This window comes from Kribbella pittospori, assembly GCF_004331465.1.
In the GTDB taxonomy this organism is placed as follows: domain Bacteria; phylum Actinomycetota; class Actinomycetes; order Propionibacteriales; family Kribbellaceae; genus Kribbella; species Kribbella pittospori.
Window position 1 is genome coordinate 710,555 of sequence record NZ_SJKB01000002.1, and the last position, 25,755, is coordinate 736,309.

General features: G+C 68.8%; 25 protein-coding genes. 14 read left to right on the top strand and 11 right to left on the bottom strand.

The annotated features are described in order from the left end of the window. Nucleotides 1–44 precede the first annotated feature (44 nt). Complete coding sequence (locus tag E0H73_RS09975; RefSeq protein WP_131353194.1) at nucleotides 45–1,208, top strand: FUSC family protein; 1,164 nt, start codon at nucleotides 45–47, stop codon at nucleotides 1,206–1,208. Nucleotides 1,209–1,270: 62 nt separating this feature from the next. Next, nucleotides 1,271–1,393, top strand: coding sequence for a hypothetical protein (locus E0H73_RS47920; RefSeq protein ID WP_272949120.1), 123 nt, complete (start codon nucleotides 1,271–1,273; stop codon nucleotides 1,391–1,393). 223 nt (nucleotides 1,394–1,616) lie between these two features. On the opposite strand, the gene E0H73_RS09980 is transcribed toward E0H73_RS47920, so the two are convergent. Both E0H73_RS09980 and E0H73_RS09985 read right to left on the bottom strand, forming a co-directional pair. Beyond that, nucleotides 1,617–2,066 (bottom strand): OsmC family protein, encoded by a 450-nt coding sequence (locus E0H73_RS09980; RefSeq protein WP_131353195.1) that lies wholly within the window; start codon nucleotides 2,064–2,066, stop codon nucleotides 1,617–1,619. A 7-nt stretch (nucleotides 2,067–2,073) separates the two neighbouring features. Continuing rightward, nucleotides 2,074–3,243: a phosphatidylinositol-specific phospholipase C1-like protein gene (locus E0H73_RS09985; RefSeq protein ID WP_131353196.1), complete on the bottom strand. Its 1,170-nt coding sequence runs from the start codon at nucleotides 3,241–3,243 to the stop codon at nucleotides 2,074–2,076. A gap of 126 nt (nucleotides 3,244–3,369) precedes the next feature. On the opposite strand from E0H73_RS09985, the gene E0H73_RS09990 reads away from it, so the two are divergent. After that, nucleotides 3,370–3,987 (top strand): TetR/AcrR family transcriptional regulator, encoded by a 618-nt coding sequence (locus tag E0H73_RS09990; RefSeq protein ID WP_131353197.1) that lies wholly within the window; start codon nucleotides 3,370–3,372, stop codon nucleotides 3,985–3,987. A gap of 73 nt (nucleotides 3,988–4,060) precedes the next feature. Here E0H73_RS09990 and E0H73_RS09995 read toward each other — a convergent pair whose 3' ends face one another. Further along, nucleotides 4,061–4,468, bottom strand: coding sequence for a DUF3592 domain-containing protein (locus tag E0H73_RS09995; RefSeq protein WP_238163909.1), 408 nt, complete (start codon nucleotides 4,466–4,468; stop codon nucleotides 4,061–4,063). A 135-nt stretch (nucleotides 4,469–4,603) separates the two neighbouring features. After that, on the bottom strand, nucleotides 4,604–6,496 hold the full coding sequence (locus E0H73_RS10000; RefSeq protein WP_131353198.1) for a DUF5107 domain-containing protein: 1,893 nt from the start codon (nucleotides 6,494–6,496) through the stop codon (nucleotides 4,604–4,606). A gap of 88 nt (nucleotides 6,497–6,584) precedes the next feature. Between E0H73_RS10000 and E0H73_RS10005 the strand changes: the two genes are divergently transcribed. Then, a complete protein-coding gene (locus E0H73_RS10005) occupies nucleotides 6,585–8,240 on the top strand; it encodes an FAD-binding dehydrogenase (RefSeq protein ID WP_131353199.1) in 1,656 nt (551 codons plus the stop codon). 75 nt (nucleotides 8,241–8,315) lie between these two features. Beyond that, nucleotides 8,316–9,479: an alpha/beta hydrolase family protein gene (locus E0H73_RS10010; protein WP_202867281.1), complete on the top strand. Its 1,164-nt coding sequence runs from the start codon at nucleotides 8,316–8,318 to the stop codon at nucleotides 9,477–9,479. On the opposite strand, the gene E0H73_RS10015 is transcribed toward E0H73_RS10010, so the two are convergent. From E0H73_RS10015 to E0H73_RS10025, 3 genes are all read right to left on the bottom strand, one after another. Continuing rightward, nucleotides 9,463–10,401, bottom strand: coding sequence for a serine protein kinase RIO (locus E0H73_RS10015; protein WP_131353200.1), 939 nt, complete (start codon nucleotides 10,399–10,401; stop codon nucleotides 9,463–9,465). The two genes, E0H73_RS10010 and E0H73_RS10015, sit on opposite strands and share 17 nt — an antisense overlap. A gap of 149 nt (nucleotides 10,402–10,550) precedes the next feature. Beyond that, nucleotides 10,551–11,276 carry an NIPSNAP family protein gene (locus tag E0H73_RS10020; protein ID WP_165555563.1) on the bottom strand — a complete coding sequence of 242 codons (726 nt, stop codon included), beginning with the start codon at nucleotides 11,274–11,276 and terminating at the stop codon, nucleotides 10,551–10,553. A 35-nt stretch (nucleotides 11,277–11,311) separates the two neighbouring features. Continuing rightward, complete coding sequence (locus E0H73_RS10025) at nucleotides 11,312–12,742, bottom strand: aminotransferase-like domain-containing protein (protein WP_131353201.1); 1,431 nt, start codon at nucleotides 12,740–12,742, stop codon at nucleotides 11,312–11,314. On the opposite strand from E0H73_RS10025, the gene E0H73_RS10030 reads away from it, so the two are divergent. The 4 genes from E0H73_RS10030 to ku all read left to right on the top strand — a co-directional run bounded on the left by E0H73_RS10030 (nucleotide 12,741) and on the right by ku (nucleotide 16,408). After that, on the top strand, nucleotides 12,741–13,643 hold the full coding sequence (locus tag E0H73_RS10030) for a DMT family transporter (RefSeq protein WP_131353202.1): 903 nt from the start codon (nucleotides 12,741–12,743) through the stop codon (nucleotides 13,641–13,643). The genes E0H73_RS10025 and E0H73_RS10030 overlap by 2 nt on opposite strands. Nucleotides 13,644–13,770: 127 nt before the next feature. Next, on the top strand, nucleotides 13,771–14,571 hold the full coding sequence (locus tag E0H73_RS10035) for a sigma-70 family RNA polymerase sigma factor (RefSeq protein ID WP_238163910.1): 801 nt from the start codon (nucleotides 13,771–13,773) through the stop codon (nucleotides 14,569–14,571). 20 nt (nucleotides 14,572–14,591) lie between these two features. Continuing rightward, nucleotides 14,592–15,458 carry a hypothetical protein gene (locus E0H73_RS10040; protein WP_131353204.1) on the top strand — a complete coding sequence of 289 codons (867 nt, stop codon included), beginning with the start codon at nucleotides 14,592–14,594 and terminating at the stop codon, nucleotides 15,456–15,458. 38 nt (nucleotides 15,459–15,496) lie between these two features. Next, nucleotides 15,497–16,408 carry a non-homologous end joining protein Ku gene (gene ku / locus E0H73_RS10045; RefSeq protein ID WP_131353205.1) on the top strand — a complete coding sequence of 304 codons (912 nt, stop codon included), beginning with the start codon at nucleotides 15,497–15,499 and terminating at the stop codon, nucleotides 16,406–16,408. Between the two features lies 1 nt (nucleotide 16,409). Here ku and E0H73_RS10050 read toward each other — a convergent pair whose 3' ends face one another. Together E0H73_RS10050 and E0H73_RS10055 are read right to left on the bottom strand one after the other, a co-directional pair. Continuing rightward, nucleotides 16,410–17,075 carry a hypothetical protein gene (locus tag E0H73_RS10050; protein WP_238163911.1) on the bottom strand — a complete coding sequence of 222 codons (666 nt, stop codon included), beginning with the start codon at nucleotides 17,073–17,075 and terminating at the stop codon, nucleotides 16,410–16,412. A 114-nt stretch (nucleotides 17,076–17,189) separates the two neighbouring features. Continuing rightward, on the bottom strand, nucleotides 17,190–18,473 hold the full coding sequence (locus E0H73_RS10055; protein ID WP_165555564.1) for an MFS transporter: 1,284 nt from the start codon (nucleotides 18,471–18,473) through the stop codon (nucleotides 17,190–17,192). Between the two features lie 97 nt (nucleotides 18,474–18,570). Between E0H73_RS10055 and E0H73_RS10060 the strand changes: the two genes are divergently transcribed. Further along, complete coding sequence (locus E0H73_RS10060; RefSeq protein WP_131353206.1) at nucleotides 18,571–19,047, top strand: MarR family winged helix-turn-helix transcriptional regulator; 477 nt, start codon at nucleotides 18,571–18,573, stop codon at nucleotides 19,045–19,047. Between the two features lie 39 nt (nucleotides 19,048–19,086). Then, nucleotides 19,087–21,189, top strand: a complete 2,103-nt coding sequence (locus tag E0H73_RS10065) for a thiamine pyrophosphate-dependent enzyme (protein ID WP_131353207.1) — start codon at nucleotides 19,087–19,089, stop codon at nucleotides 21,187–21,189. Here E0H73_RS10065 and E0H73_RS10070 read toward each other — a convergent pair. Further along, entirely contained in the window at nucleotides 21,182–21,664 is a 483-nt protein-coding gene (locus E0H73_RS10070; RefSeq protein WP_131353208.1) for a DnaJ family domain-containing protein, read from the bottom strand. The two genes, E0H73_RS10065 and E0H73_RS10070, sit on opposite strands and share 8 nt — an antisense overlap. Before the next feature lie 87 nt (nucleotides 21,665–21,751). Here E0H73_RS10070 and E0H73_RS10075 point away from each other — a divergent pair, with 87 nt between their 5' ends. The 3 genes from E0H73_RS10075 to E0H73_RS10085 are packed head-to-tail and all read left to right on the top strand — an operon-like array spanning nucleotide 21,752 to nucleotide 25,063. Beyond that, nucleotides 21,752–22,372, top strand: coding sequence for a hypothetical protein (locus tag E0H73_RS10075; RefSeq protein ID WP_202867283.1), 621 nt, complete (start codon nucleotides 21,752–21,754; stop codon nucleotides 22,370–22,372). Beyond that, a complete protein-coding gene (locus E0H73_RS10080; RefSeq protein WP_131353209.1) occupies nucleotides 22,362–23,906 on the top strand; it encodes an aldehyde dehydrogenase family protein in 1,545 nt (514 codons plus the stop codon). The genes E0H73_RS10075 and E0H73_RS10080 overlap by 11 nt, the downstream gene beginning before the upstream one ends. Beyond that, on the top strand, nucleotides 23,906–25,063 hold the full coding sequence (locus tag E0H73_RS10085; protein ID WP_202867285.1) for an NAD(P)/FAD-dependent oxidoreductase: 1,158 nt from the start codon (nucleotides 23,906–23,908) through the stop codon (nucleotides 25,061–25,063). Before E0H73_RS10080 ends, E0H73_RS10085 begins: the two co-directional genes overlap by 1 nt. On the opposite strand, the gene E0H73_RS46525 is transcribed toward E0H73_RS10085, so the two are convergent. Beyond that, nucleotides 25,064–25,708 (bottom strand): hypothetical protein, encoded by a 645-nt coding sequence (locus E0H73_RS46525; protein ID WP_202867286.1) that lies wholly within the window; start codon nucleotides 25,706–25,708, stop codon nucleotides 25,064–25,066. Nucleotides 25,709–25,755: the final 47 nt, after the last annotated feature.

Genomic DNA, 25,755 nt, shown 5'->3' on the forward strand with positions numbered 1-25,755 from the left:
CTCCCAGGGCGGGGGAAGCAAGCTGGACGCCGGATGCCTGGACAATGGGGTCCGTGGATCCGGTCAGGCTGACGTTGGACCAGTTGCGGGAGCTGCGTGACGACATCGCGCCGCAGGCCGTCCTCCGCTCGCGGGCGTCGGTCCGGACCCGGGTGGACCGGTGGCGCAGCCGAGTCTTCTTCATCTCCCAGTGCGCGATCGCCGCCGGCGTGGCCTGGGCCCTCGCGAGGTACGCCCTCGGCCACCGGCAACCGTTCTTCGCGCCGGTCGCGGCGATGGTCTGCCTCGGGTTCAGCTTCGGTCAGCGGCTGCGCCGGGTGGCCGAGGTGATGGTCGGCGTGGCGGTCGGGGTCGGGGTCGGCGACCTGTTCGTCCGCGTCTTCGGCACCGGGATCCCGCAGATCGTGTTCGTGATCGCGCTGGCGATGAGTGTCGCGGTCCTGCTCGGCGCCGGCACCCTGATGACCACGCAGGCCGGGGTCCAGGCCGCGATCGTCACCACCCTCCTGCCGAGCCCTGGCGCCGGCTTCAGCCGCTGGCTCGACGCGGCACTCGGCGGTCTGGTCGCCCTGGCCGCCGCCACCATCGCCCCGGCCACAGCGATCAGGCGCCCCCGGCAACAAGCCTCCGGGGTGCTGAACGAGCTGGCCGAGATCCTGATCGAGACCGCGGACGGCCTCCGCGCCCGGGACGAGGAGGCGATCACCGACGCGCTCCGGCGGGCCCGCGCCAGCGAGTCCCAACTGGACGACCTCCGCAGCGCGGCCGACGAGGGCGTCGCCGTGGTCCGGCTGTCGCCGTTCGTCCGCCGGCACCGCGTCCGGGTCCAGGAGGTCGCCGACCTCGTCGTACCGCTGGACCGGGCGATCCGGAACATCCGCGTCCTGGTACGTCGCTGCGCCGTCTCGGTCTGGCGTGACGAGGCGATGCCGGCCGAGTACCCGATGCTGCTCGAACGCCTCGCCGACGGCACCCGCCTGATCGCCGAGTCGCTGTTCGAGCCCGCCGCCGCCGTCGCCGCGCACCGCGTGCTGGGCGAGCTCGGCCGCCGTACGGCGGAGATGCCGCTGCCGACCGGTCTGTCGGCCGTCGTGGTCCTCGGACAGATCCGATCCACCGTCGTCGACCTGCTCGAACTGACCGGAACGTCGTACGACGAGGCCCGGCGACTGATCCCGCTCCGCCTCGACGGGCTGGATGAGAAGTAGGTCACACCAAGAAATTCGGGTGAATCGCCGTCATACCCGCCGGCCGGGCGCGTCTCACTGGCATGACGATCCACCGACTGATGACCTCGATGGCCAACGAGCAGGTCCGCCGGCTCGAGGACCTGCTGGCCGTCGACACGACCCAGACCACCGACGACCGGAGCGACGCCGCCGCCGAGCAGTAACTGGCGCGAACCGGACGAACGGATCCAGGCGGCGCCGCCCGCACGGTCTTCCCCACCGAGGTAGACCGCGCGGAGACGCACCAACGCAGAGGCGCCCCGTGCGAGGCGCCGCCGGATCCGTCCGGGTGCACCGCCACAGAGGTGCACCCCAAAACCACCCGCCGACTGTCCTGACGCCGCTTGCGCGAGGCTCAGGCCAGTCCGGCGGGTGGTTTTGTCTGTCTCAGCCGATTCCGGCCACGACCACCTCGGTGGTGACCGAGTTGGCGATGAAGCACTCCAGGTGAGCCCGGTGGTGGATCCGCTCGAGCGCTTCCGCGTCCGGCTCCGGACCGCCCCAGACGATCTTCGGGTTCAGCGTCACCTGGGTGATCGCCAGCCGTCCGGCCTCGTTCTTCGCCATCACGCCGACCGCGTGGTCGTCGTAGGAGTCGACGACCAGCCGCTTGCGGGCCGCGATCGCCAGGAAGGTCAGCATGTGGCAGGACGACAGCGCCGCCACGAAGGCCTCCTCCGGATCGACCGGGCCCGGGTTGCCCAGGTACTGCGGGTTGGCCGACCCGGGCACGGTGATGCCGCCGTCGAAGCGCCACTCGTGGTCACGGTTGTAGCTGTCGTAGGTGAACTCGTGCCCACCCCGGCTCCAACTGACATCGACCACGTGCTCCGACATGCTCAGGTCACCTCTCCGCGACGTTCCCCCGGCACCACTGCGGCGCCGACACAGGATTGCATCGTACGGCGGTGTGCCCGGGCAGCTTCGCGACGAAGTCACTGTCGTACCGGGCGGCCATGCCCACGACCGGGAAGTCGGTGGTCACCACCTGCGCGCCACTGGCCAGCGCGATACCGACCCGGCTGGTGTCGTTGTCCCGGATCGTCGCCAGCGGCTCGTCCGAGCGGGTGCGGATCAGGTAGCCCTTCGACACCAGCCGCTGGATCTCGGCCTGGTTGGCGCCCCGCGGGTCGTTCACCTGGGTGATCGCGGCGTCCGGCTGGCCCTCGGGACCGCGGGTGAAGACCGCCCGGCCCTCCAGGTTCGGCTTGCCGGCCAGGTACAGGTCACGGATCGCGCCGGGTCCGCCGTTGTCGAAGTAGAACAGCACCTGGCCGCGGACCGCGTCGAGCTTCGGCCAGCCCTTCGTCAGCACCGACTGCTCCAGCGTCAGACCAGGCTTGCGTATGTCGTCCGCGGTGAGCAGCCCCTTCTCCGGGAAGACCGACCGGATCTCGCGGTCGACACCGTCCAAGGCCGCCGCGTCCCACGGCGGCGACTGCACGCCACCGGCCGCGACCACGTTCGGGTCGGACTGCTTGAGCTCGAGGTTGATCGTGATCGGCACGTGGTCCGGGTGCTTGTCGGACCACGACTTCACCTGCTGCAGGCAGAGCACGAAGGTGTCGCAGTTCGTGTTGTAGTCGAAGTCCGGGATGTGCATGATCTTGATGCCGGGCTTGGCCATCGCCGGGTCGGTCAGCGGCCCCTGTCCGGTCAGCTTCCGGATCAGCGGGTACGTGTACAGACCGCCGTCCGGGTCCGGGAGCAGGTCGAGCTCGAGGGTCCGGATGTTCTGGTCCTCCAGCTGCGACGGGATCGACGCGTGCGAGTACCAGAGGTCGACCGAACCGGGGTTCTGCGCCTGCTGGACCTTCTGCTCGGCCGGGCTGAGCTCGCGGTGGTAGGAGTTGTGCGACCCCATCATCTGGATCTGGTTGAGCCGCAGCCCCGAGTCGTCGGCATGGCCGGCGGACTGCGGGGTCTGGTGGTTGCCGATCGCCGTACCGGCCAGGCCGGACGCTGCGATCGCGGCGGAGGCCAGGCCGGCGACGACCGTTCTGCTGATGCGCATGGCGGAGACTTCCCCTCCTGTGGCGGGTCCTCAGAGTGTCGATCGGTGGAGATGACGCCGATCTGACGGCAATCTGTCACAGGAAGGTGGCAACGAAGGTCCCCTCGAAGATGGACAATGAGCAACATGGTGACATCGGGGGCGTATCCGCTGCGCCGGACGCCGACGCAGGACCGGGCCAGCAGGCAGGTCGAACGCATCCTGGACGCGGCGTGCGCCGAGGTCGTCGCGCGCGGGTACGACGCCGCGTCGACGAGCGGGATCGCGAAGCGGGCCGAGATCGCGGTCGGCAGCGTGTACCGGTACTTCCCGGACAAGCGGAGCCTGATCCAGGCGATCGAGCGGCGGAACCAGGCGCGCTACACCGAGGCGGTCCGGGAGCGGCTGGCTGAGGTGTCGACCTGGCGGCAGGCGGTGGACGTCACGCTGGACACGTTCCGCGAGATGCACCGCACCGATCCGGGTTTCCGCGCGGTCGTCCTGAGCGGGCTCGGCGACCCGGACCTGGAGATGCAGCCGGGCGAGTTCGACGACCAGCATGCGGGTGAGTTCGCCGAGCTCCTGTCCGTCCGCTTCGGCGCTCGCGACACCCGGGACTTCCAGCTGGCGGTCACCCTGAGCATCACGATGGGCGAGTCACTGGCTCACCTGGCCGACCGGCTGCCGGACGACGAGGCGGAGTACGTCCTGGCCCAGGGCCGGCCGGTCCTCTACAACCTGCTCGCCCCGCACCTTCCGTCCTGAACGGGAAAACCCCCGCTCGAGGCGAGGGAGGAAGGTGGGGCGGGAACCAGGAGCCGTACGGCGACTCCTGGTTCTAGGGCAGTGGAACCGGGTCCGACGACCGGGGTCCGAGCTGGGGCCAGTGGCTGACCCGGCCGGCGATGCGGGCCCGGCGCGGCGTCCGGACGTCGTAGCAGACGATGACCCGGTCGCCCTTGATGTAAGGAATCTTGCCGCCCACCGGGAACCGGCGGTGGACCTCGAAGGGTCCCTCACCGCGGCGGGTGCAGTACTCGATGGTGACCTCGGTGTACTCCGTCGGTACACCGCCGTCCAACTGGCCGCGGACCGGGCCACGAACCCGGATGACCTGACCGGCCGTCTTTTCTTCTGTACCCGAAGGGATCTCGTCCCGCCGGACTCCGGCGAGCACATCCAGCACGATGCATGCCGTGATCAGCAGCACCAAGCCGAACCCACCGAGCACAACGATCGTCAACATGGCACTCACCCCCGACGCGTCGCCCGCGCGACGCGGTCGTCGTAGTCGAACTGCCTTGTGCGGCCCTTGCCGCACAATCGTGAGACGCCACCCGAACCCGGTCGGTTCCAGGTCAGGACATAAGAATTTGCTGAGTCAGTTTTCGCCCATGCCGAACTGGTACTGCGGCGGCACCGGCCGGTTGGTTCCGAGCGCCTTCTCCGCGGCGAGCCAGTAGTCCGTCAGCGGGTTGGCGCCCTCCCGAACCGTGGCCAGCTGGATGCCGTCGGCCAGCAACTCGTGCGCCTTCTGCGCATCGCCGGTGTCCAGCGCATACCTGACCCGCAACAACCTGATCCGCGGATCATCCGGAGCGCCGTCGAGCATGCGGCCGGCCCGGACCAGGTCGAGATCCAGGGCGAGCGCAACCGCCTCCGCAACCAGCGGTACCAGGTCGGGCCGCAACTCGACCGCGCGCTCGTAGTACGACAACTCCCCGGTCACGAACCCGAGATTGCGCAACGCGAACGGGTTCTCGCCGGCCTGCGTCCATGCCTCGATCGCACCGTCCCGATCACCGTCGTAATGCCGAGCGACACCCCGGTGATACCAGACCAGCCGGTTGTCCTCCGCGTTCTCCAGCAACTCCCGCCAACTCACCAACGTCCCGTCCGGTACGTCGTCCGCCGCGGGCAACTGCCCGCCGAGCAACGGCAACCACGCACGCTCCCGCGAGGTCATCGTGTCCTCGGCGAACGGCGTACCGGCGGAGATCGACCAGCCGGTTCGCGCGAGCTCGAGCGCTCCCCAGCCCGAGCCGACAGCAAGACGCTCGACCGGTGCCGCGTCCACGACCGTCAGCCAGGCCCGCTCCCGGTCCGCGAGTGTGTCGACCACCGGGCGCAGTGCCGAGGCCGCCGCAGTGCGGGCCGTCTGCCAGTTGCCGGAATGTGCGTCCGTCTGACCCATCGACAGCCGGCCGTAGGCCTCCAGCCAGTGCCATGACGTTGCTGCGGGCAACTTCAGGTGCTCCAGCTGGGTCCGCGCCAGTCCGGCCTGGATCTCGGCGTACCCGTGTCCCTCGAGGCCCGGCGCGAGCCACTCCTGCCAGCGGCGGCCGCCGGCTCCCTCGCCCCAGACGAACAGCTTCCGCCCGCGCAGGCGGTCCGTCGACGCCTGCACGAGACCGTTGCCTTCGGCATCCACCGAGGCGATCCACGGCCGCTCGTCCGGCATCGGCTCGAAGAAGAAGTCGACCGCCCGCGGATGCCGCATCGGGTATGTCAGGTCGATGCCGTCGAACTCGGGGACGCCGATCAGATCGAGCCGCCGGCCCGGCTCCGGTGCGGCGGCGTACCCGAACCGCCAGGCCTCATCGGCCGGCACCAGCACCCGCGTCTGCGGCGACTGCTCGACCGCGATGTTCGACCACCAGTACGCCGGGACCTCGTGATCGGAAGGGTTCTGGAGACGGACCCCGACGTACAGGAACTCGGAGTCGGCCGGTAGCCAGAAGTCGAGCTGGGTGATGAGATTGCGGGTTCGTTCGAGCTCCCACAGCCGCAGGATCGGCGTACCGTCCGGGCCTTCGACGCGGGCGGCGTGCATAGGGGCGCAGGTGCCGGTCCAGTGGCCGGTGCTGCCGACGTTCCACTCGACGCCGCCGGCGAACCAGGCGTTGCGGAGGGCGAGGTTGGCGGGCTGGAAGACGGGGTTGCGGTACAGCAACTCCTGCCCGCTGGCCTTGTGGACGAGCGAGTAGAGCCGTCCGCCGAGACTGGGCAGGATGGTCGCGCGGACGTGGTCGTTCTCCAGCACCAGCGCGGGGAAGGTCGTGTCGACCAGGTCGCGGTCGTAGCCGTCCTGGTTCAGGCACGGCAGCGTGCTGTGCAGCCGCCCGTACTGGATGTTCTCGCGCAGGTCGGGCGGGACGTCGGCCAGGTTCTGCACCTCGTGCAGCTCCTGATGACTGCGCAACGGTGCGAGCGGGTTCTCCGCTCCGAGCGAGGCGGCGGGCAGTACGAGGTCGTGCGCGGAAAGGATCGTCACGGCGCTAATCCTTGCAAGTCTGCGCAGGTCCGTCCATCGCCTTCGGTTGTCCGCTATACATGGACCACCGATCGGTGAGGGGACAGTGATGGACGCGGATGTGATCGTCGTCGGGGCGGGTCTGGCCGGGCTGGCCGCGACCGCCGAACTGGCCGACGCGGGCCGGAAGGTGCTGCTGCTGGACCAGGAGCCGGAGGCCTCATTCGGCGGCCAGGCGTTCTGGTCGTTCGGCGGCCTGCTGTTCGTCGACTCCCCCGAGCAACGCCGGATGGGCATCAAGGACTCGCGCGATCTCGCGCTGCAGGACTGGCTCGGCTCGGCCGGGTTCGACCGCCTGGACGACGAGGACAAGTGGGCCCGGCAATGGGCCGAGGCGTACGTCGACTTCGCCGCCGGCGAGAAGCGTCCGTGGCTGCATGCCCAGGGAGTTCGGTTCTTCCCGGTGGTGGGGTGGGCCGAGCGTGGCGGCTACAACGCGGACGGGCACGGGAACTCGGTGCCCCGCTTCCACATCACCTGGGGCACCGGGCCCGGTCTGGTCGCGCCGTTCGAGCGCCGCGTCCGCGAAGCCGAGGCCAAGGGCCTGGTGGAGATCCGGTTCCGGCATCGGGTGGACGAGTTGACCGTCACCGCCGGCGTGGTCGACGGAGTCGCGGGCAAGGTGCTCGAGCCGAGCGGTGTCGCGCGTGGGGTCGCCAGTTCGCGGGTCGAGGTCGGTGACTTCAATCTGACCGCGCAGGCCGTAATCGTCACCTCCGGCGGCATCGGCGGCAACCACGACCTGGTCCGCTCGCAGTGGCCGAAGCGGATGGGTGAGCCACCGAAGCGGATGATCAGCGGCGTCCCCGCGTATGTCGACGGCCGGATGCTCGCGATCACCGAGCAAGCCGGCGGCCGGTACGTGAACCGCGACCGGATGTGGCACTACACCGAGGGCATCCAGAACTGGGACCCGATCTGGCCGATGCACGGCATCCGGATCCTGCCCGGACCGTCGTCGCTGTGGTTCGACGCGACCGGCAAGCGACTGCCCGTGCCGCTGTTCCCCGGGTTCGACACTCTCGGCACGCTGGAGCACATCATGCGGACCGGGTACGACTACACCTGGTTCGTGCTCACCCAGAAGATCATCGAGAAGGAGTTCGCCCTCTCCGGCCAGGAGCAGAACCCGGACCTGACCGGCAAGGACATCAAGGGTGTGCTCGGCCGGGCCCGCGGCGGCGCGACCGCGCCGGTGCAGGCGTTCATGGACAAAGGCGCCGACTTCATCGTCCGGGGCAACCTGCCCGATCTGGTCCGCGGCATGAACGACCTGACCGGCGACAAACTGATCGACCTCGACGACCTGGAGCGCCAGATCGTCGCGCGAGACCGCGAGCTGACCAACACGTTCACCAAGGACCTCCAGATCACCGCGCTGCGCGGCGCCCGGCACTACCGCGGCGACAAACTGATCCGGGTCGCGTCGCCGCACCGGATCCTCGACCCGAAGGCCGGCCCGCTGATCGCCGTACGGCTGAACATCCTGACCCGCAAGTCCCTCGGCGGTCTGCAGACCGACCTGGATTCCCGCGTACTGCGCACCGACGGTACGCCGCTGCCCGGTGTGTACGCGGCGGGCGAGGTGGCCGGCTTCGGTGGCGGCGGCATCCATGGCTACCGATCGCTTGAGGGCACGTTCGTCGGCGGCTGCCTCTTCACCGGACGTACGGCGGGACGCGCGGCAGCCAAAGCGGTGTCGTAGGAGACCATCCGGAGGCGCACGGTTGTGTGCTCCGACCCTCTGTCTGGCGAAGGAGGCGACTTCTAGCGTGACGCCATGCGCCGCCTCGCGTTGTTCTCAGCCGTCCTGCTGCTCGCCGGTATGACCGTGCCGGCCAGCGCCCATCGTCCGGTCCGGGTTCCCGGTTCCCAGCACCAGGAAGTCGCCCGTCTCGCCGACCTGACCACCACTGGGACCGTGGCCTCCGGTCACACCAACCCGGCCGACTACGCGGGTCTCACCCACGCGGGACTGCCGTCGCCATCGGGCATTCCCGGCGTCCAGATCGACGGGTACTTCCCGGACAACTCGCGCACGAACACCAACCACGGCTGGAATCACGACTCCCAGTTCGTCGTCCGGCTGCCGGATCGGTGGAACGGCGGCCTGGTCGTCTCCGGGTCGCCCGGCGTACGAGCGCAGTACGCGAATGACAAGGCGATCTCGGACTACGTGCTCTCGCTGGGGTACGCGTTCGCGGCGACGGACAAGGGCAACACCGGCGCCGAGTTCTACACCGACGGAGTGCGGCCGGGTGACGCGATCGTCGAGTGGAACCTGCGGATGACGCAGCTGACCCGAGCCGCCCGGGCGACAGTCGGCCAGTACTACGACCGCGCGCCGCGCGAGGTGGTTGCCGCAGGCATCTCGAACGGCGGCTACCTGGTCCGCTGGCAGCTCGAGAACCATCCCGACCTCTATACCCGGGGCGTTGACCTAGAAGGAACGCTGTGGACCGTGAACGGACCGAACCTGTTCACGTTCCTGCCGCCGGCCATCAGGGGCTACGAGCAACAATCTCCGGAGCTGATCACCGGTGCCGGCTTCGATCCGAAGTCCGACTTCCTGTGGGACTACCACTACACGGTCTACTGGAAGCTGACTCAACGGATCTACGCCGCCGAGCTCGATCCGTCGTACACCGGCACTGAAGCCGACTACGACTACGCGCGCCGGCCTGAAGCACGCAAGGCGATCCGGCGGATCGCGCTGACCGGCCGGATCGGCAAGCGACTGGTCACGATCCAGGGCACCTACGACAGTCTGCTCCCGATCACCCAGGACTCGGACGTGTACGCCGCGATGGCCCGCCGGACCGGATTGCACACGTACCTGCGGGTCGAGGCGGGCAACCATGTCGACGGTCTCGTCGACGCCCACCCCGACCAGCTGGTACCACTCGTGCCCTTGCTGCAGCAGGCGATCAGAACACCATCGTGAGCAGGTCGGCGAACAGTTCCTGTTCGTCGATCTCGAGCCCGCGGTTGGTGAACCAGGTCGCCATGTTGTGGCAGTCGCGCAGCAGGAAGTCCATGCCCTTCGGATTGCCGACGATGTCGATCACCTGGGGCAGGTCGATCATCACGATCCGGTCCCCCTGGGCGAGGACGTTGTACGGCGACAGGTCTCCGTGGGCCAAACCCGCCCTGGCCAACTCGCGCATCCCGTCGCGGACCTGCTCGAAGTACTGCCCGAGCAGGTCCTTGGACGGCCGGACCTGGGCGAGCCGTGGGGCCGCCCCGCCTTCACCGTCGTCGATGAACTCCATCAGTAACTCGGTGCCGTCGATCTGGACCGGGTACGGCACCGGGACGCCCGCCTTCCACAACTGACAGAGCGCACCCCACTCCATGCCCGCCCACTGCCCGGCGGCGACGTTGCGACCGTGTGAGGTCTTCTTCGCCAGCGCGCGGGTGTCGCGGCTGTTGCGGGTACGGCGCCCTTCGACGTACGCCGTACTGCGGTGGAAGGACCGGTGTTCCTCGGTGCGGTACCGCTTCGCGGCGAGCAGCGAGGAACGGGCCGGGTTGGCGCCGATGGCTTCGACGGCCCGCTCGACCAGGAAGACGTCGGCTTCCTTGCCGGTTTTGAGGACGCCGAGCTCGGTGTCGATCGCCGCCTGTTCCGTCACTACCCACGAGGGGCGTGGTTCCGGGCCGCGAGAACCGCGCTCGACGTCCAGCCAGGTGGACCAGCGCTGATCCGGGCCCAGCTGCTCGTCGACTTCCTGAAAGCGGAAGACGAACGCGTCGGCCGGATCAGGTTCGGACTCGTCGCCGGTGAACTGCGCCCAGCGGGAGTCGAGGTCGGAAAGGTTATCGGTGAGATCTTGCTCGGTGGTGCGAAAGACGTCGGAAGACATCCGGTGTGCTCCTGAACTGTGAGGTGAGACTGATGCGGACATGCCGCAGCACAGTGATGGCCATCCGTCAGCCCTCCCTAGGTCCAGGCAGCGTTCGTCGCCGCACAGTTGCTTCAGGATGCACGCCCGCTCCGAGACGCGCAACGCATTTACCGGAACTGCGATCTGGCGGTCGGACGCAGCCGCAGCTCCTGGGCAGGCGCGGCCGAGCGGCAGACCAGTTCCGGCAGCACCTGCCGCTGCCAGACCGTCGACGCCTCGAGCCGCCGGCGATGCTCGTCGTACGCCGCGTCGTCCGGGAAGCGGGCGAACCAGGCCAGCACGATCTCATCCCGCAACGGCAGTCCAGGAAAGTTGTTCTCGGCAACCAAGGTCTCGAAGACGGCGACCGGCTCCGCGCCGGTGGCGGTCAGGGCCGGTACGGCGTGATCGGTGAAGAACTCGACGAAGCCGTCATCGGCTGCACCCCGGTGATAGACGGCTCCGGCGACGACCGAGTCGGGGACGTCCGTCGTACCTCGCGCTGCTCGGGGTGAGCCCGGCCGGGGATAGGCGGCGCCGAGGTGCGCGGGCCTGAGCAGGAGCGCGTTGTCGGAGTCGATCATGGTCCGGTTCGCGGTGGCGGCGTGCTCGCGCCAGATCGGCCCGTAGTAGAAGGCGTTCAGCGCGTCGGCGCGGGTCGGCATGTCGGGGAAACCGCGGAGCCAGACGAACCGGTCCGGCTCGTCGAGGTCGCGGAACTGGCCGACGATGTGCATCCCCGTCGCTTCCTGCCCCTCGACGAAATACTCGTCGAAGACCTCGATCAGGGTGTCGCGCTCGCCGGGATGCAGGGTGTACTGCCGCAGGTCCACCACGGCGCAACAGTCGTCCATGGGTCCAGTCCAGCACCGAAACCTGACAGATCCTGTCAGGCTTCGGCGCACGCCCGTACCGCGGCGTCGAGCCGTTCGGCCCCACGCACGATCTCGTCGACGGACGCCGTACCCGCATAGCTGAGCCGAAGGTGCCCGGTCGGCCCGCCTGGCAGGTAGAAGCTGCGCCCCGGACTGACGGACACGCCTTGGCGAAGCGCCTCGGCCACGACCAGGTCGTCCCGCAACCCGTCAGGCAGGGATGTCCAGACGTGATATCCGCCGGGCCGGACCGCGTGAACCGTCAGATGCGGACACCGCTCCGCCAGGCTCTGCGTCAGCGTCTCCCGCCGATCCCGCAACGCTGCTGCCAGCCGACGCAAATGAGTCGCGTAGGAAGGCGAAGTCATCAACTCGAGCGCCGCCTCCTGCATCGGTCTGGGCACAAAGAAGCTGTTCACCACATGGCTGTCCCGCAGCCGTGCGTACGCCGGGCCGCGCGCGGTCACGGCGGAGACGCGCAGGCTCGGTGACGTGGGTTTGGTCAACGACCGGATGTGGACGACGTGGCCGTCCGGATCGTCCGCAGCCAGCGGTTGCGGCAGATCGGGAGCATCTTCGTGCACCAACCGCCGAGTGAAGTCGTCCTCGATGACGAAGGCTCCAGCCGCCCGTACGGCGTCCATCAGCCGGGCACGCCGAGCCGCCGCGAGCACGGCGCCGGTCGGGTTCTGGAAGAGCGGCTGACACACCAGCACCCGCGCACCGGAACTCGCGAACGCCTCCGCGAGCAACTCGACTCGCAGACCATCCACATCGAGCGGCACCGGCACGCAGCGGAGTCCCGCCGCCTCAGCAGCAGCCAGAGTCCCCGCGTACGTCGGTGATTCCACGACTACTGCCTGACCTGGATCGGTCAGAGCCCTTAGCGCGGTGACCAAGGCGGTCTGGCCACCCGAACTGATCAGCACGTCATTGGCACTGATCGGACCCTCGCGGCCACCGATGTCCGCCGCGAACCAGGCCCGGAGTTCGGGGATCCCCTCGGCCGGCGAGCGGGTCCACGTGCCTGGTCGGCGGCCCGATCGTCCCATCGCATCGGCCAGTGCCTTGCTCGGCTGGAGCGATTCATGCAGGTAGCCGACCGAAAGATCCACCACCCCATCCGGAGGCGTCGACAACATCCCCAGCATCGCCGTGGTCTTGGGACGCCGATGGTTCTCGAGAGCGCTGTCCTGCCAGGAGACATCCGCCTGAGCGACTCTCCGGCGCTGTGCTCGGTCGCTGACGAAGACCCCTGATCCCGGACGCGAGCTGACAAGCCCCTCGGCCATCAGCACAGTGACCGCTCGCGACAGAGTGACCGGGCTGATTCCCCAACGCCGGACCAACGTGCGGCTGGACGGCAGCCGGCCGCCCGGGCCGGCAGCGGTGACCTCCGCCCGCATCCGCCCGACGACAACAGCCAGACTGCTATCGTTGTCCATGACGGCACACGATAGCGCTACTGTTCCGAGTCGAGAAGCGATACCGACCAGAGCCGGGACCATCGCAGCGCTCGTCGGCGTCGCATCCTTCTCCTTGAGCTTCCCGGCCACCGTGTGGACAACCAGAGGCATGGGTCCGTGGACGGCCACCGGCGCTCGCGGTCTCCTGGCCGGGATCCTCGCCGCCGTACTGCTCGCCGCTCTCCGCGTCCGCCGACCGGAGCGGAAGGACCTACGGGGTTTGCTGATCGTTGCCGGTGGTTGCGTTATCGGCTTTCCGTTGCTGACCACACTGGCCTTGCAGACCTCGACCACCGCCCACTCCGCAGTCGTCGTCGGTCTTCTGCCGATCGCGACCGCGTCCGCATCGGCACTGCTGACCAGGCGACGGTTGCCCGCGATGTTCTGGCTTGCTGCGTGTGCGGGCGCGGCAGCCGTGGTGGTCTTCACTCTCAGCCAGCATCACGGGTCCGTTTCAGTCGCAGACCTCTATCTGCTGGCCGCTCTGGTCGTGTGTGCGCTCGGCTATGCCGAAGGCGGTCGACTCGCCGGGCATCTGCCGGGCTGGCACGTGATCGCCTGGGCCGTCGTACTTGCCTTGCCGATCAGCCTTGCCATCACGCTGATCGCCGTACCGCGGGAGCCGTTGCATCCGTCGGCGTCGAGTCTGCTCGGACTTGCTTACATTGCTGGGATTTCGCAACTCGGCGGGTTCGTGGTCTGGTACCGCGGCATGGGCATCATCGGGGTCGCGAAGGCCAGTCAGTTGCAACTCGCCCAGCCGCTGCTGACGCTGGTGTGGTCGGTCCTGCTGATGAACGAGCATCTTCCGGTGACCGCGCCGATCACCGCTGTCGTCGTACTGCTGTGCATCGTGGTGACCCAGCGAGCGCGAACTTGACGTGTTTCAAACACCTGTAACACCTCGCTACTTGAAACCAGCGGCTGAGTTTGATCTGGTGGAGCTAGTGGTTCAGCCCTGATGCCACCCGACCTGCACGATACGACGACACGACGAGGTCCCTCCCGTGACGATCGCAGCTGTCAGCGTTGAGGATTCCAAGCAGCGCATAGCCGAAACCACCCACGAACTCCTGCTCGAAGCCCATGAGGTGCCGGATCCGCGGCACCAGGAACTGCTCGACGAGGTCGTGATCCTGAACGCACCCGTCGCCCGCTCGATCGCCTCGCGGTACCGCAGCAAGGGCGTGGACCCCGACGATCTCGAACAAGTCGCCTACCTCGGCCTGGTGAAGGCCGCGAACGGCTACCGGCTCGACGCCTCCACCGCATTTCTCTCGTACGCCGTACCGACGATCAGGGGTGAGCTGAAGCGGTACTTCCGCGACTGTGCGTGGACAGTCCGGCCGCCGCGCCGCGTGCAGGAGATGCAGGGCAGCATCGCGGCCGCCGAGCCTGAGCTGATCCAGCGGCTCGGACACGTGCCCAGCGCCGAGGAGACTGCGGAAGCGCTCGGCACGGATCCTGCCGAGATCGCCGAGGCCAGTTCGGTTCGCGGCTGCTTCAGCACGCTGTCGCTGGACGCGCCGGGGACGGTCGACGGCACGATCAGCCTGCTCGACACGGTCGCCGACGACGAGGACGGCTACGACCTGGTCGAAGACGTCCAGACCCTCACGCCGGCCGTCGCGAACCTCGGCGACCGGGACAAGCGGATCCTCGAACTCCGGTTCCGCAACGGGCTGACCCAGGAGGAGATCGGCCACGAGCTGGGCGTCAGTCAGATGCAGGTGTCCCGCTTGCTCCGCGGCATCCTGGAGCGGCTGCGCGCCGAACTGGTCGTGCGTCCCGGCCCCACCACGGGGTAATTCCGGGTAGCGTCGCCGCCATGGACTTCGAGGAGGCGGCGGATGCGCTCTACGCGGCGCCGGCTGCGGATTTCATTGCTACTCGCAACGAGCTGGCCAAGCAGCTGAAGGCGGACGGTGACCAGCTCGGGTCGACCCGGCTGAAGGCGATGCGCAAGCCGACGGTCGCGGCCTGGGTGACGAACCTGATCGCCCGCAAGCTGCCGGACGAGCTGGACGATCTGCTCGCGCTGGGAGACGAGTTCCGCGAGGCGACGGCCGACCTCGACGGCGATCGCCTGCGCGAGCTGACACCGCGACGGCACCAGTTGCTGGACAACCTGGCCAAGGAGGCCGCCAAGGTCGCCAGTGACGAGGGCCAGAAGTTGAGCGCGGACGTCGGGCAGAAGTTGCGCGAGACGCTCGATGCCGCGCTGGTGGATCCGGCTGCGGGCGACGCCGTAAGGGAAGGCCGGTTGAGCAGCGCGCTGCGGCACGTCGGCTTCGGCGTCGTCGACGAAGCAGGCGAACCGACCAACGTCACCCCGCTCACCGACGAACGCCGCCAGGCCGCCCGCGACCGGCGCAAGGCGCAGCAGGCCGAGGCCGACGAGGAAACGGCTGCTGCCCGGAAGAAGCGCGAGGCCGCGGAGCGCAAGGAGGAGGAGCGCGAGGCCGCCGAGAAGGCGAAGGCCAAGAAGGCGTTCGAGGACGCCGTCGCCGCGGCCCAGGAGGCCGAATCAACGGTCGAGGATCTCGACACCCAGCTCGACAACGCGCGCGAGGCCCTCGCGGAGGCACAGGAACTGGTACGACGGCTGGGCGGTGAACTGGACGACGCCCGCCGGGCCGCCCGGGACGCGCAGAAGGAGAGCCGGGAGGCGCGCAAGCGGTACAACCGGCTCTGACCTGGGTACCGGCGGGGGCGGTACGAGAGGAGAGACGGATGGCGCGGTCGATCTGGAGCGGATTCATCACCTTCGGACTGGTCTCGGTGCCGGTTGGCCTGTACAGCGCCACCGACGAGCACCAGCTCGACTTCCACCAGTTCCAGAAGGGCACCTCGGACCGGATCCGCTACAAGCGGGTGAACGAGCGGACCGGCCGGGAAGTGGACTTCGACAAGATCGTGAAGGGTCACGACGTCGGCGGCGGCGAGTTCGTCATCGTCGAGCCGGACGAGCTGGACGAGATCGCGCCGGGCAAGTCCCGGGCGCTGGAGATCTCCACGTTCGTCGACCTGGACGACATCGACCCGATCCACTTCCAGAAGAGCTACTACCTGGGTCCGAAGGACGGCGACAACGCGTCGTCGTACGCGCTGCTGCGGGACGCGCTGGCGAAGACGAACCGGGCCGGGATCGCGAAGTTCGTGATGCGTGGCAAGGAGTATCTGGCCACGATCCGGGCCAAGGACAAGGTCCTGGTGCTGGAGACGATGTACTTCGCCGACGAGATCCGCGATCCCGCTGACGAACTGGACGAACTACCGGGCAAGTCGTCGGCGGGCAAGCAGCTGTCGATGGCGACCGACCTGATCGAGGCGATGAGCGGCGAGTGGAAACCGTCCGCCTACAAGGACACCTACACCGAGCGGGTCAAGGAACTGGTGGTGTCCAAGCACAAGGGCAAGGAGGTCGTGTTCTCCGAGGAGGAGCCGCAGGCCACCAACCCGACCGACCTGGTCGCCGCGCTGCGCGCCAGCGTCGAGTCCGCACGCAAGTCCCGCGGTACGAGGAAGTCCACAGCGAAGAAGTCGACCGCCAAGAAGACGACCGCGAAGAAGGGCACGGCCAAGAAGAGCGCGGCGAAGAAGACCACTGCCAGGAAGGCTGCGAGCCGGAAGAAGGCGGCCTGACTCACAGGGCGGTCGGACCGTCTCCCGGAGTGGGGAGCAGGTAGCTGCTCGGATTCGCGGGCGCGCCGGCCTCCAGCCAACGGTGGAAGCCGTCGGGGTTGCGGCGTTCGAATTCGTCGAGGCAGATCCGGCGTACTTCGGCGACTGCCTGGCGGTCGCGCGGGCCGGCACCTTGGGCGAGCTGGGTCGCGGTCTCGGTCCAGACGCCGCACAACTCCTCGATGCTGAGTGGGCACTGCAGCGACGCGATCAGCGCCTCGTCCTCGAACCCCTGCTTCTCGGTCAACCGCTCCAGCTTCCGCTGCCGCCGCGACGGACGGTGCCGTCGCTCCGGCAGGACCAGGTCGAGCAGCACGAACGCTGTCGCCGCGATGAGCGCCACCGCGAACCCGACCGCGCCCCACGCCAGCAGACGCACCAGCCCCGGCAGGCACAGCACAGCAGCGGCCGCAGTGGCCGCGACCACGGCCGACGACTGGTACGGCGCTTCGTCCGACACGTGCCGGATCACCGCGGCCAGCGGCCAGACCAGTGCGAACACGACGGTCAGTAGGATCACGGCCGCGAGCGGGCCGAGCAGCAAGACGCCCGCGAGCACCCCGGCTGTCCCCACACCGAGTCCGGCAGCGATCGCCATCCGCCGCATCAACGCGGAATGACCCCTCACCGGAACTCACTCGTCGCCACAGAACACCTCACGTGTCACCCACCCCGTAACCACACCTCTACCCCAGAGAACGAACGGCCCCTCTGCACCGTTCCCCACCCGGGGGCCGCGCAATCAGGCGGCGGTGGGCGAGCCGGCCGGCGTGACGGGATGGTCCAGCGGATGAGCGATCTCGTCCGACGGCATCCGGCCGAAGTACACGACCAACAGTGACACCACTGCCGGGCCGACACCAGCGACGATGAACACCGCCGTCAGCCCGAACACAGCACCCGCCGGGCCGGCCAGTGCCATCGACAACGGCATCAGCAGAAGCGAGACGAAGAAGTCCAAGCTGGAGATGCGTCCGCGCAGACGGTCCGGGACCCGGCGCTGCAACAGCGTCCCCCAAATGACCATCGCGGCGGACCCGGTCGCACCGACCACCGCCGCACCCGCCGCCATCACCCACAGGTCGCGCGCGAACCCGAGCACGACGAACGGCAGCGAACCGACGCCCCACATGAGAGTCATGACGGTCAGGTACCGCCGCGGCAAGTTCCGTGACGAGATCAGCAAGGCACCGGCCGCACCGCCGACACCGAACGCCGCCAGCACCAGGCCGAAGTCACTCGGCCCACCACCGAGCTGATCCCGGATCGCGAACGGCAGCAGCACCTCCAGCGGCCCGAGGATCAGCAGCACGAACACCGTGCCGAACAACAAGGAGGCCAGCAGCCACCGGGTACGCCGTACATAGGCCCATCCCTCTCGGAGGTCACCGAAGATCGTCTGCGGTACTTCGTCCACTTCCTTGGTGGTTGCCGGCACGCGCATCGCGAGCACACAACCGGCGGAGAAGAAGTAGGTCAACGCCGTGATCAGGATCGCGATCCCGGGCGACATCGCGGCGATCGCGAGACCACCCAGCGCCGGCCCGGTCGCCTGCTGCGCCAGCGGCCGCAGCGTCCCTTCCAAGCCGTTCGCCGCGAGCAACTCGCCGGCCGGCAACAGCTTCGGCACCAGCGCCGTGTACGCCGGAATCAGGAACGCCTCTCCGGCTCCGATCAGCACTGCCGCACTGGCCAGATGCCAGACCTCCAGCAGCTCGGTCAGCGCCAGCCCGGCGACGACCAACAGCACCAGACCGCGTACTCCGTCCGCCACAACGATCACGCTGCGCTGCGACAACCGGTCGGCCGCGATCCCGCCGAACAGCACGCAGACCACCAGCCCGATGCTGTACGCCGTCGTCACCACGGACAGCTGCACCGGTCCGCCGCCGAGCTCGATCACCTGCCAGGCCAGTGCGACCAGCCACAGCCCGCTGCCGAGCAGGGCAACCGCCAGTCCGGTCCACAGCAGCCGGTAGTCCCGGTGCCGCAGCGGACGCACCGCCTTCCAACGGATCGAGCGCACGACATCCCCCTCTCGGCAACGTCGGGTCAGCCTACACAAGAGAACAGTTCGTGTGTCAACAGTTGTATGGTGCACTCATCGCCGTAGACTGCTGCGCATGCCGACCAAGCAGATGAGTGCCGTGCAATTCGAGTCCTGGCGGGCGCTGTACCGCGCGGACACGCTGCTCTACGCCCATCTCGACAACACCCTGCGCAGCCGGCTCAAGATGGGCTACTTCGAGCACGAGGTCCTGCGGGCCCTCGACCAGGCCGGTGGCCGGATGCGGATGGCCCCGCTGGCGAAGGAGCTGATGATCTCCCGCAGCGGCGCGACCCGGCTGATCGGCAAGCTCGAGGACAAGGACGGCTGGGTGGTCCGCCGGAACACGCCCGAGGACCGCCGGGCCACCTGGGCCGAGCTCACGCCGGCCGGGCGGGAGGCGCTCGCGGCTGCCCAACCCGTGGTCGAAGCTGTGGTCTCGACGTTCTTCGCCGATCATGTATCAGATGAGGACCTTCGACGCGCGAGTCGCATCCTGGACGTCCTGGCCGACGCCAACCCGAACGACGACGGCTTCGACTGCGGACTCTGACCGCGCCCTCCCCGCCCCGACCGACGCAGGACCCGCGCAGTGACCGCCGTCGACGAGCGGTACGCCGAGCGCGTCCGTGCTCTCAAGCCCGCGCCGTCCGACTACTCGGCCGACCAGCTGCGGACCCTGTACGACGCTCAGCTCGGCAGCCGGCATGCGGACCTCGCAGCACGCTGGATGCAGTCGCAAGGGCAGGGCTACTACACGATCGGATCCGCCGGCCACGAGGGAAACGCCGCGGTCGCCGCCGCGCTCCGGCCCACCGATCCGGCGCTGCTGCACTACCGCTCCGGCGCGTTCTACCTCGCCCGCGCCGACCAGGCCGGCTCGAAGGAAGGGCTGCGCGACATCCTGCTCGGTGTCGCGGCCGCGACCAGTGAGCCGATCGCCGGCGGCCGGCACAAGGTGTTCGGCCGGCACGACCTGGCGATCATCCCGCAGACGTCGACGATCGCGTCCCACCTGCCCCGGGCGATGGGTGTCGCGTTCTCCCTCGCCCGCGCGGCGAAGCTCGGCGTACCGTCGCCGTGGCCGTCCGACGCGATCGTGGTGACCAGCTTCGGCGACGCGTCGGCGAACCACTCGACCGCGACCGGCGCGATCAACGCCGCCCTGCACGCGTCGTACCAGGGCCTGCCGATGCCGTTGCTGCTGGTCTGTGAGGACAACGGGATCGGGATCAGCGTGCGGACCCCGGACGGCTGGATCCGGCAGGCCTACGGGTCGCGGCCCGGCCTGCGGTACTTCGATGCCGACGGCACCGATGTCGCCGCGGCGCTGACGATGGCGACCGAGGCAGCCACGTTCGTCCGGCGGAATCGGCGGCCGGCCTTCCTCCGGCTGCGGACCGTCCGGCTGCTCGGCCACGCCGGCTCCGACGTGGAAGCGGCGTACCGATCGCCCGCCGAGCTCGTGGCCGATGAGGAACTGGACCCACTGCTCGGTACGGCGCGACTGCTCCTGGGCGCCGGGCTGGATGCGGACGACGTGATCGAGTTGTACGAGGACAAGCGGTCCGAGGTGATGCGGATCGCGGCCGAGGTCTCGGGCCTGCCGCAGTTGTCGTCCGCCGAGGCCGTCGCTTCACCACTGCGGTTCCCCGACCCCGAGGCGGTTGCGGAGTCATTGCCCCGGCCCAGTCGTACGACGGAACGGTTGACGCTGAGCCAGTCGATCAACCGGGCCCTGGCCGACGTACTGGCGTCGTACCCGGAGGCGATGGTGTTCGGCGAGGACGTCGGCCGCAAGGGCGGCGTGTACGGCGTCACCCGCGGACTGCAGAAGTCGTTCGGACCGGCCCGGGTGTTCGACACGCTGCTGGACGAGCAGTCGATCCTCGGACTCGGACTCGGCGCCGGAGTGTCCGGGTTGCTGCCGATCCCGGAGATCCAGTACCTGGCGTATCTGCACAATGCCGAGGACCAGTTGCGCGGTGAGGCGGCGTCGCTGAAGTTCTTCTCGCAGGAGCAGTACTCGAACCCGATGGTGCTGCGGGTCGCGGGCTACGGCTACCAGAAGGGGTTCGGCGGTCACTTCCACAACGACGACGCGATCGCCGTACTGCGCGACATCCCGGGTCTCGTGATCGCATCGCCCTCCCGGCCGGACGACGCGGCCGCGATGCTGCACGCCTGCGCGGCGGCGGCGCGATCGTGCGGAACGGTCAGCGTGTTCCTCGAGCCGATCGCGCTCTATCACCGGCGCGATCTGTACGGCGACGGCGACGACCAGTGGCTGACGCCGTACCCGAGCGAACCGGTGCCGATCGGACGCGGCCGGACGTACGGCGATGGGACGGGCCTGACTCTGGTCACCTTCGGCAACGGTCTGCCGATGAGTCTGCGCGTCGCCGCACGAGTGCCGGGCCTCCGGGTGCTCGACCTGCGCTGGCTGGCGCCGCTGCCGGTCGAGGATTTGTTGCGCGAGGCAACCGCCACCGGGCGCGTGCTCGTGGTCGACGAGACCCGGCGGTCCGGCGGTGTGTCCGAAGGCGTCCTGGCCGCGCTGATCGACCACGGCTACACCGGCCGGCTCGGCCGGGTGACGTCGGAGGACTCGTTCGTCCCGCTCGGCGACGCGTCCCGTCAGGTGCTGCTCAGCGAGCGGACGATCGAGATCGCGGCCCGCGAACTGCTCAGCTGAACAGCCGCTGCCAGAGCGACTTCTTCGGCGGGACTTCCGCAGACTTGGCACCTGACTGCTTGCGCACCGGCTCGGGCCGATCCGCCTTCCACTGCGCCAGGACCGCCTCCTCGTCGACAGTGCCGACCGGAACGACCGGGCCGGTGGTGTCGCGAATGCTGACCAGGATGCGCTGGTTCAGATCCGCGAGGTAGTCGCGGACCTCGGACTCACGGCGCATCCGGGCGACGGTCTCCTGGACCTTCTGCTTCTCCTTGCGGAGCAGCACCGCGGGTGGCAGCAGGGCCTCGGAGTCGATCTGTTCCCGGCGTATGAAGTCCTTGACCCACCAGTCCGGGTCGTGGGGATTGGCCAACTTGGTCAGCGGCTTGCCCTGGCCCGCGAGGTTGTCGAACTCGCCCCGCTTCTGGGCCTGCTGGATCTGGATGTCGACCCAGTCCTGCTGCGACATGTTGGCTGGCTTGCGCTCGGTCATGCCCACACCTCATCTGTCTCATCGACAGTTGCTTCCGTACTGGAATCCTAACCGCTTGTGAATGCAATCACAAGACATACTGGGAAGGTGGACCTGACCGACGAACAGATCGCGGCGATGACTCCGGCCGAGCGGCGGGACCTGATCCTGCGGCTGGCGCCGCGGGAACCGGCAGGGCTGCCGTCGCCGCGGACGATCGAGCGGATCCGCAAGTGGCGGACCGCGCTGATGCTGCTCTGCGCGCTCGCACTGATCCCCTGGACCGTCTATCTGGGCATGACTCTGCCCAGTCACTACGTCGCCCGGAACTGGGTCGCCACCTGGGTCGGCTTCGACATCCTGCTGCTGACCATGCTGGTGCTGACCGCACTGGCCGGCTGGAAGCGCAAGCAACTGGTCTTCCCGACCGCGTTCGCGACCGGCGTCCTGCTGATCTGCGACGCCTGGTTCGACACGATGACGAGCCACCGCGGCGCCGACCTCACCCAGGCACTGCTGAGCGCCTTCCTGGTCGAGCTCCCGCTGGCCTTCATCCTGATCGCCGGCCCGCTCCGCCTGCTCCGGTACGTCGCGATCCGGCACGGCATGATCAGCCCGAAGTCGCACCTGTGGCGGATGCCGATCCCGATCCCGGATCTCTATCCCAGTCAGAAGGTGCCGCCTAGGGTGGACCCCCACGACGATGAAGGGATGCCGCATGGCCGTTGAGGTGCTGTCCGTTGTCGGTGGCGAGCGAGTGGCGGAAGCGGTACGGCGTACGCCGTCGACCAACCCGGCTCAGCTGAGCGACGTGGTGGGGATGGTCGGCAGCGCGGGCCCCGAGGTTCTCGTCCGGGCCGCCCAAGCTGCCCGGGACGCCCAGGGCGCGTGGGCCGCGACGCCCGCTCCGCAGCGCGGTCAGGTGATCGCGAACGTCGGCCGGCTGATGACCGCCAACAAGGAGCGGCTGGCCGCGCTCGTCACCCGCGAGATCGGCAAGCCGATCGCCGAGGCGCGCGGTGAGGTGCAGGAGATCATCGACACCTGCGACTTCTTCATCGGCGAGGGCCGCCGGCTCTACGGTCAAACGGTTCCGTCGGAGATGCCGGACAAGCAGTTGTTCACGTTCCGCCGTCCGGTCGGCACGGTCGTCGTGATCACGGCCGGCAACTTCCCGGTCGCCGTACCGTCCTGGTACATCGTGCCGGCGCTGTTGTGCGGCAACACGGTCGTCTGGAAGCCGGCGGAGTACTCCGCTGTGGTGTCCGACGCGTTCTACGAGATCTTCGCGCACTCCGGCGTACCGGCCGGGGTCTTCAACGTCGTGTACGCCGACGGCCCGGACACGTTCGCCGGACTCGAGCAGGCGCTGCAGGCCGGGCTGGTCAACAAGGTCGGCTTCACGGGATCCAGCGCGGTCGGCAGCCGGATCGGCGAGCTGTGCGGACGTCACCTGCAGACTCCGTGCCTGGAGCTCGGCGGCAAGAACCCGATGGTGATCACCGAGGACGCCGACCTCGACCTGGCCGTCGAGGGCGCGCTGTTCTCCGGCTTCGGTACGGCGGGTCAGCGGTGCACCTCGCTCGGTACGGTGATCGTCCACGACTCGGTGCACGACGAGTTCGTCGCTCGGTTCAGCCGTGCGGTCGCGGACGCGGCGATGGGTGATCCGGCGCAGGAGGTGCTGTTCGGCCCGTTGCTGGACGAGAAGTTCGCCGCCGGGTTCGAGAAGTCGCTGGGCTGGATCGCGGCTCACCACCAGGTGATCGGCGCGACCGGCCGGGTCAGCGCGGACAGCCCGCGGTCCGGATTCGTCGGGGACCCCGCGGCCGGGTTGTTCTACCACCCGGTGATCGTCGACGGTGTCCGTCCGGACGACGAGTTGTTCATGAACGAGACGTTCGGTCCGGTCGTCGGCATCACGACGTACTCGACCCTCGACGAAGCGATTGCCCTTGGCAACAAGTCGGGCTACGGCCTGTCCAGCTCGATCTACACCACCGACCCGAACAAGGCGTTCCGGTTCGCGCAGGGCATCTCGGCCGGCATGGTGAGCGTGAACAACTCGACCTCCGGCGCCGAGGCGCATCTGCCGTTCGGCGGCAACGGGAAGTCCGGCAACGGCTCCCGGCAGAGCGGCATCTGGGTGCTCGACCAGTTCACCCGGTGGCAGTCGCTGAACTGGGACTACTCGGGCAAGCTGCAGAAGGCCCAGATGGACACCGAGACGGTCGAGGCCGACCTCTCCTTCCAGCTGCCCTGATGGCCGCGGTCCTGCCGGACGCCGCCGACGTGGTGATCGTCGGCGGCGGCGTGATGGGCGCCAGCATCGCGTTCCATCTCGCCGAGGCCGGGGTGGAACGCGTGCTGCTGCTGGAGCGGAACGAGCTCGGTTCCGGTTCTACGTCCAAGGCGGCCGGCGGGGTCCGCGCCAACTTCTCGGACGAGCTGAACATTGCGCTGGGCGCTCGCAGCCTGGAGGCCTTCGCGCGATTCGGCGAGCGACCCGGTCAGGAGATCGACCTGCATCGCGTCGGCTACCTGTTCCTGCTGGAGACTGCCGACCAGCTCGAGTTGTTCCGCGAGAGCACTCGCCTGCAGAACGCGGCTGGTCAGCCGACCCGGATGATCGACGTCGACGAAGCCGTCCGGCTCGCGCCGATCGTTGCCCCAGACGGTCTGGTCGGTGCCTGCTTCTCGCCGGCGGACGGGCACTGTACGCCGGAGTCCGTCGTACTCGGGTATGCGACGACCGCCCGTCGGCTCGGCGCGACGCTCGTCACCGGATGCGAAGTACTCGGCATCGAGGCGGACGACAACGCCATCCGGGCGGTCCGCACCAGCCGTGGCGACGTACGGACCGGAACGGTGATCTGCGTGGCGGGCGCGTGGTCGGCGGAGCTCGCCGTACCGCTCGGGGTCGATCTGCCGGTCACGCCGCTGCGGCGGCAGATCGTCGTGACCGAGGCGATCCCGGATCTGCCGCAGAGCATGCCGATGACGATCGACTTCAGCAGCACGTTCTACTTCCACCGCGAGGGACCTGGTCTGCTGGTCGGAATGTCTGATCCGGATGAAGAGCCCGGCTTCCATCTGGACCGCACCGAGACCTGGCTGCCGCGGCTGACCGCCGCGATGGAACGCCGTGCGCCGTCACTGCTCGACCTCGGTCTGACCGGCGGCTGGGCCGGGCTCTACGAGGTGACGCCGGACCACAACGCGCTGATCGGCGAGGCCGACAGCGTGTCCCGGTTCCTCTACGCCACCGGCTTCTCCGGTCACGGCTTCCTGCAGGGACCGGCGGTCGGCGAGATCATCCGCGACCTCTACCTCGGTCGTGAGCCGTTCGTCGACATCAGTCCGCTTGACCTACGCCGATTCCGGTACGACGGCCGGCGCGCGGAGTGGAACGTGGTCTGATCAGGGCTCGTTGCGCGGATCGTCGGCCGGGTCGTCCGGCCAGTTGTCCGGATCGCACCACTCCGGGTCCCAACCGCGTTGGATGCAGTACTGCTTGAGGATCTCTTCGCGGGTCGGGGTGGTGGTGCTCGGCCGCGGCGGCTTGGTGGTCTTCGTCGTCCGGGTCGGCGTCGGCTTGGCCTCCGCCTTCTCGGTGGTCCGGGTCTTCGTCGGCTGCGTCGTCTTCGTCTTCGTGGTCGGCGGCACCGTCGTCTTCTGCACCGGGGGCGGCACCGAGGTCGGCTGCGTCGTGCGCGGTGGCACGACCGGAGTCTGGGTCACCGATGGAGTCGCCGAACTGTCGTCGACCACCGGGACGGCCTGCGAGTCACCGGAGTCGCCGCTGAACAGGCCGATGGCGGACAAGGCCCAGAAGTTGATCCCGAGGAACAGCACTGCGGCGCCGATCCCGGCGTACAGGACTCGGCGGGACGGGCCGGCGTACCGGCCGATCGGACCGCGGACCGGGTTGCCCTTGCCGTCGATCCAGAATCGCCAGCCTTCGGGCGGCGGTGGCCAGGACGGGTCGGGGCGCCAGGTCTTCGGTGGGACCCAACTACGGCGGGGCGGCGACGGCCAGGTCGGAGGGACCACGAACCGCTTCAACGAACTCCTCCATCTCCGCCCGGACCACGTCAGGCTAGTGGATCGGC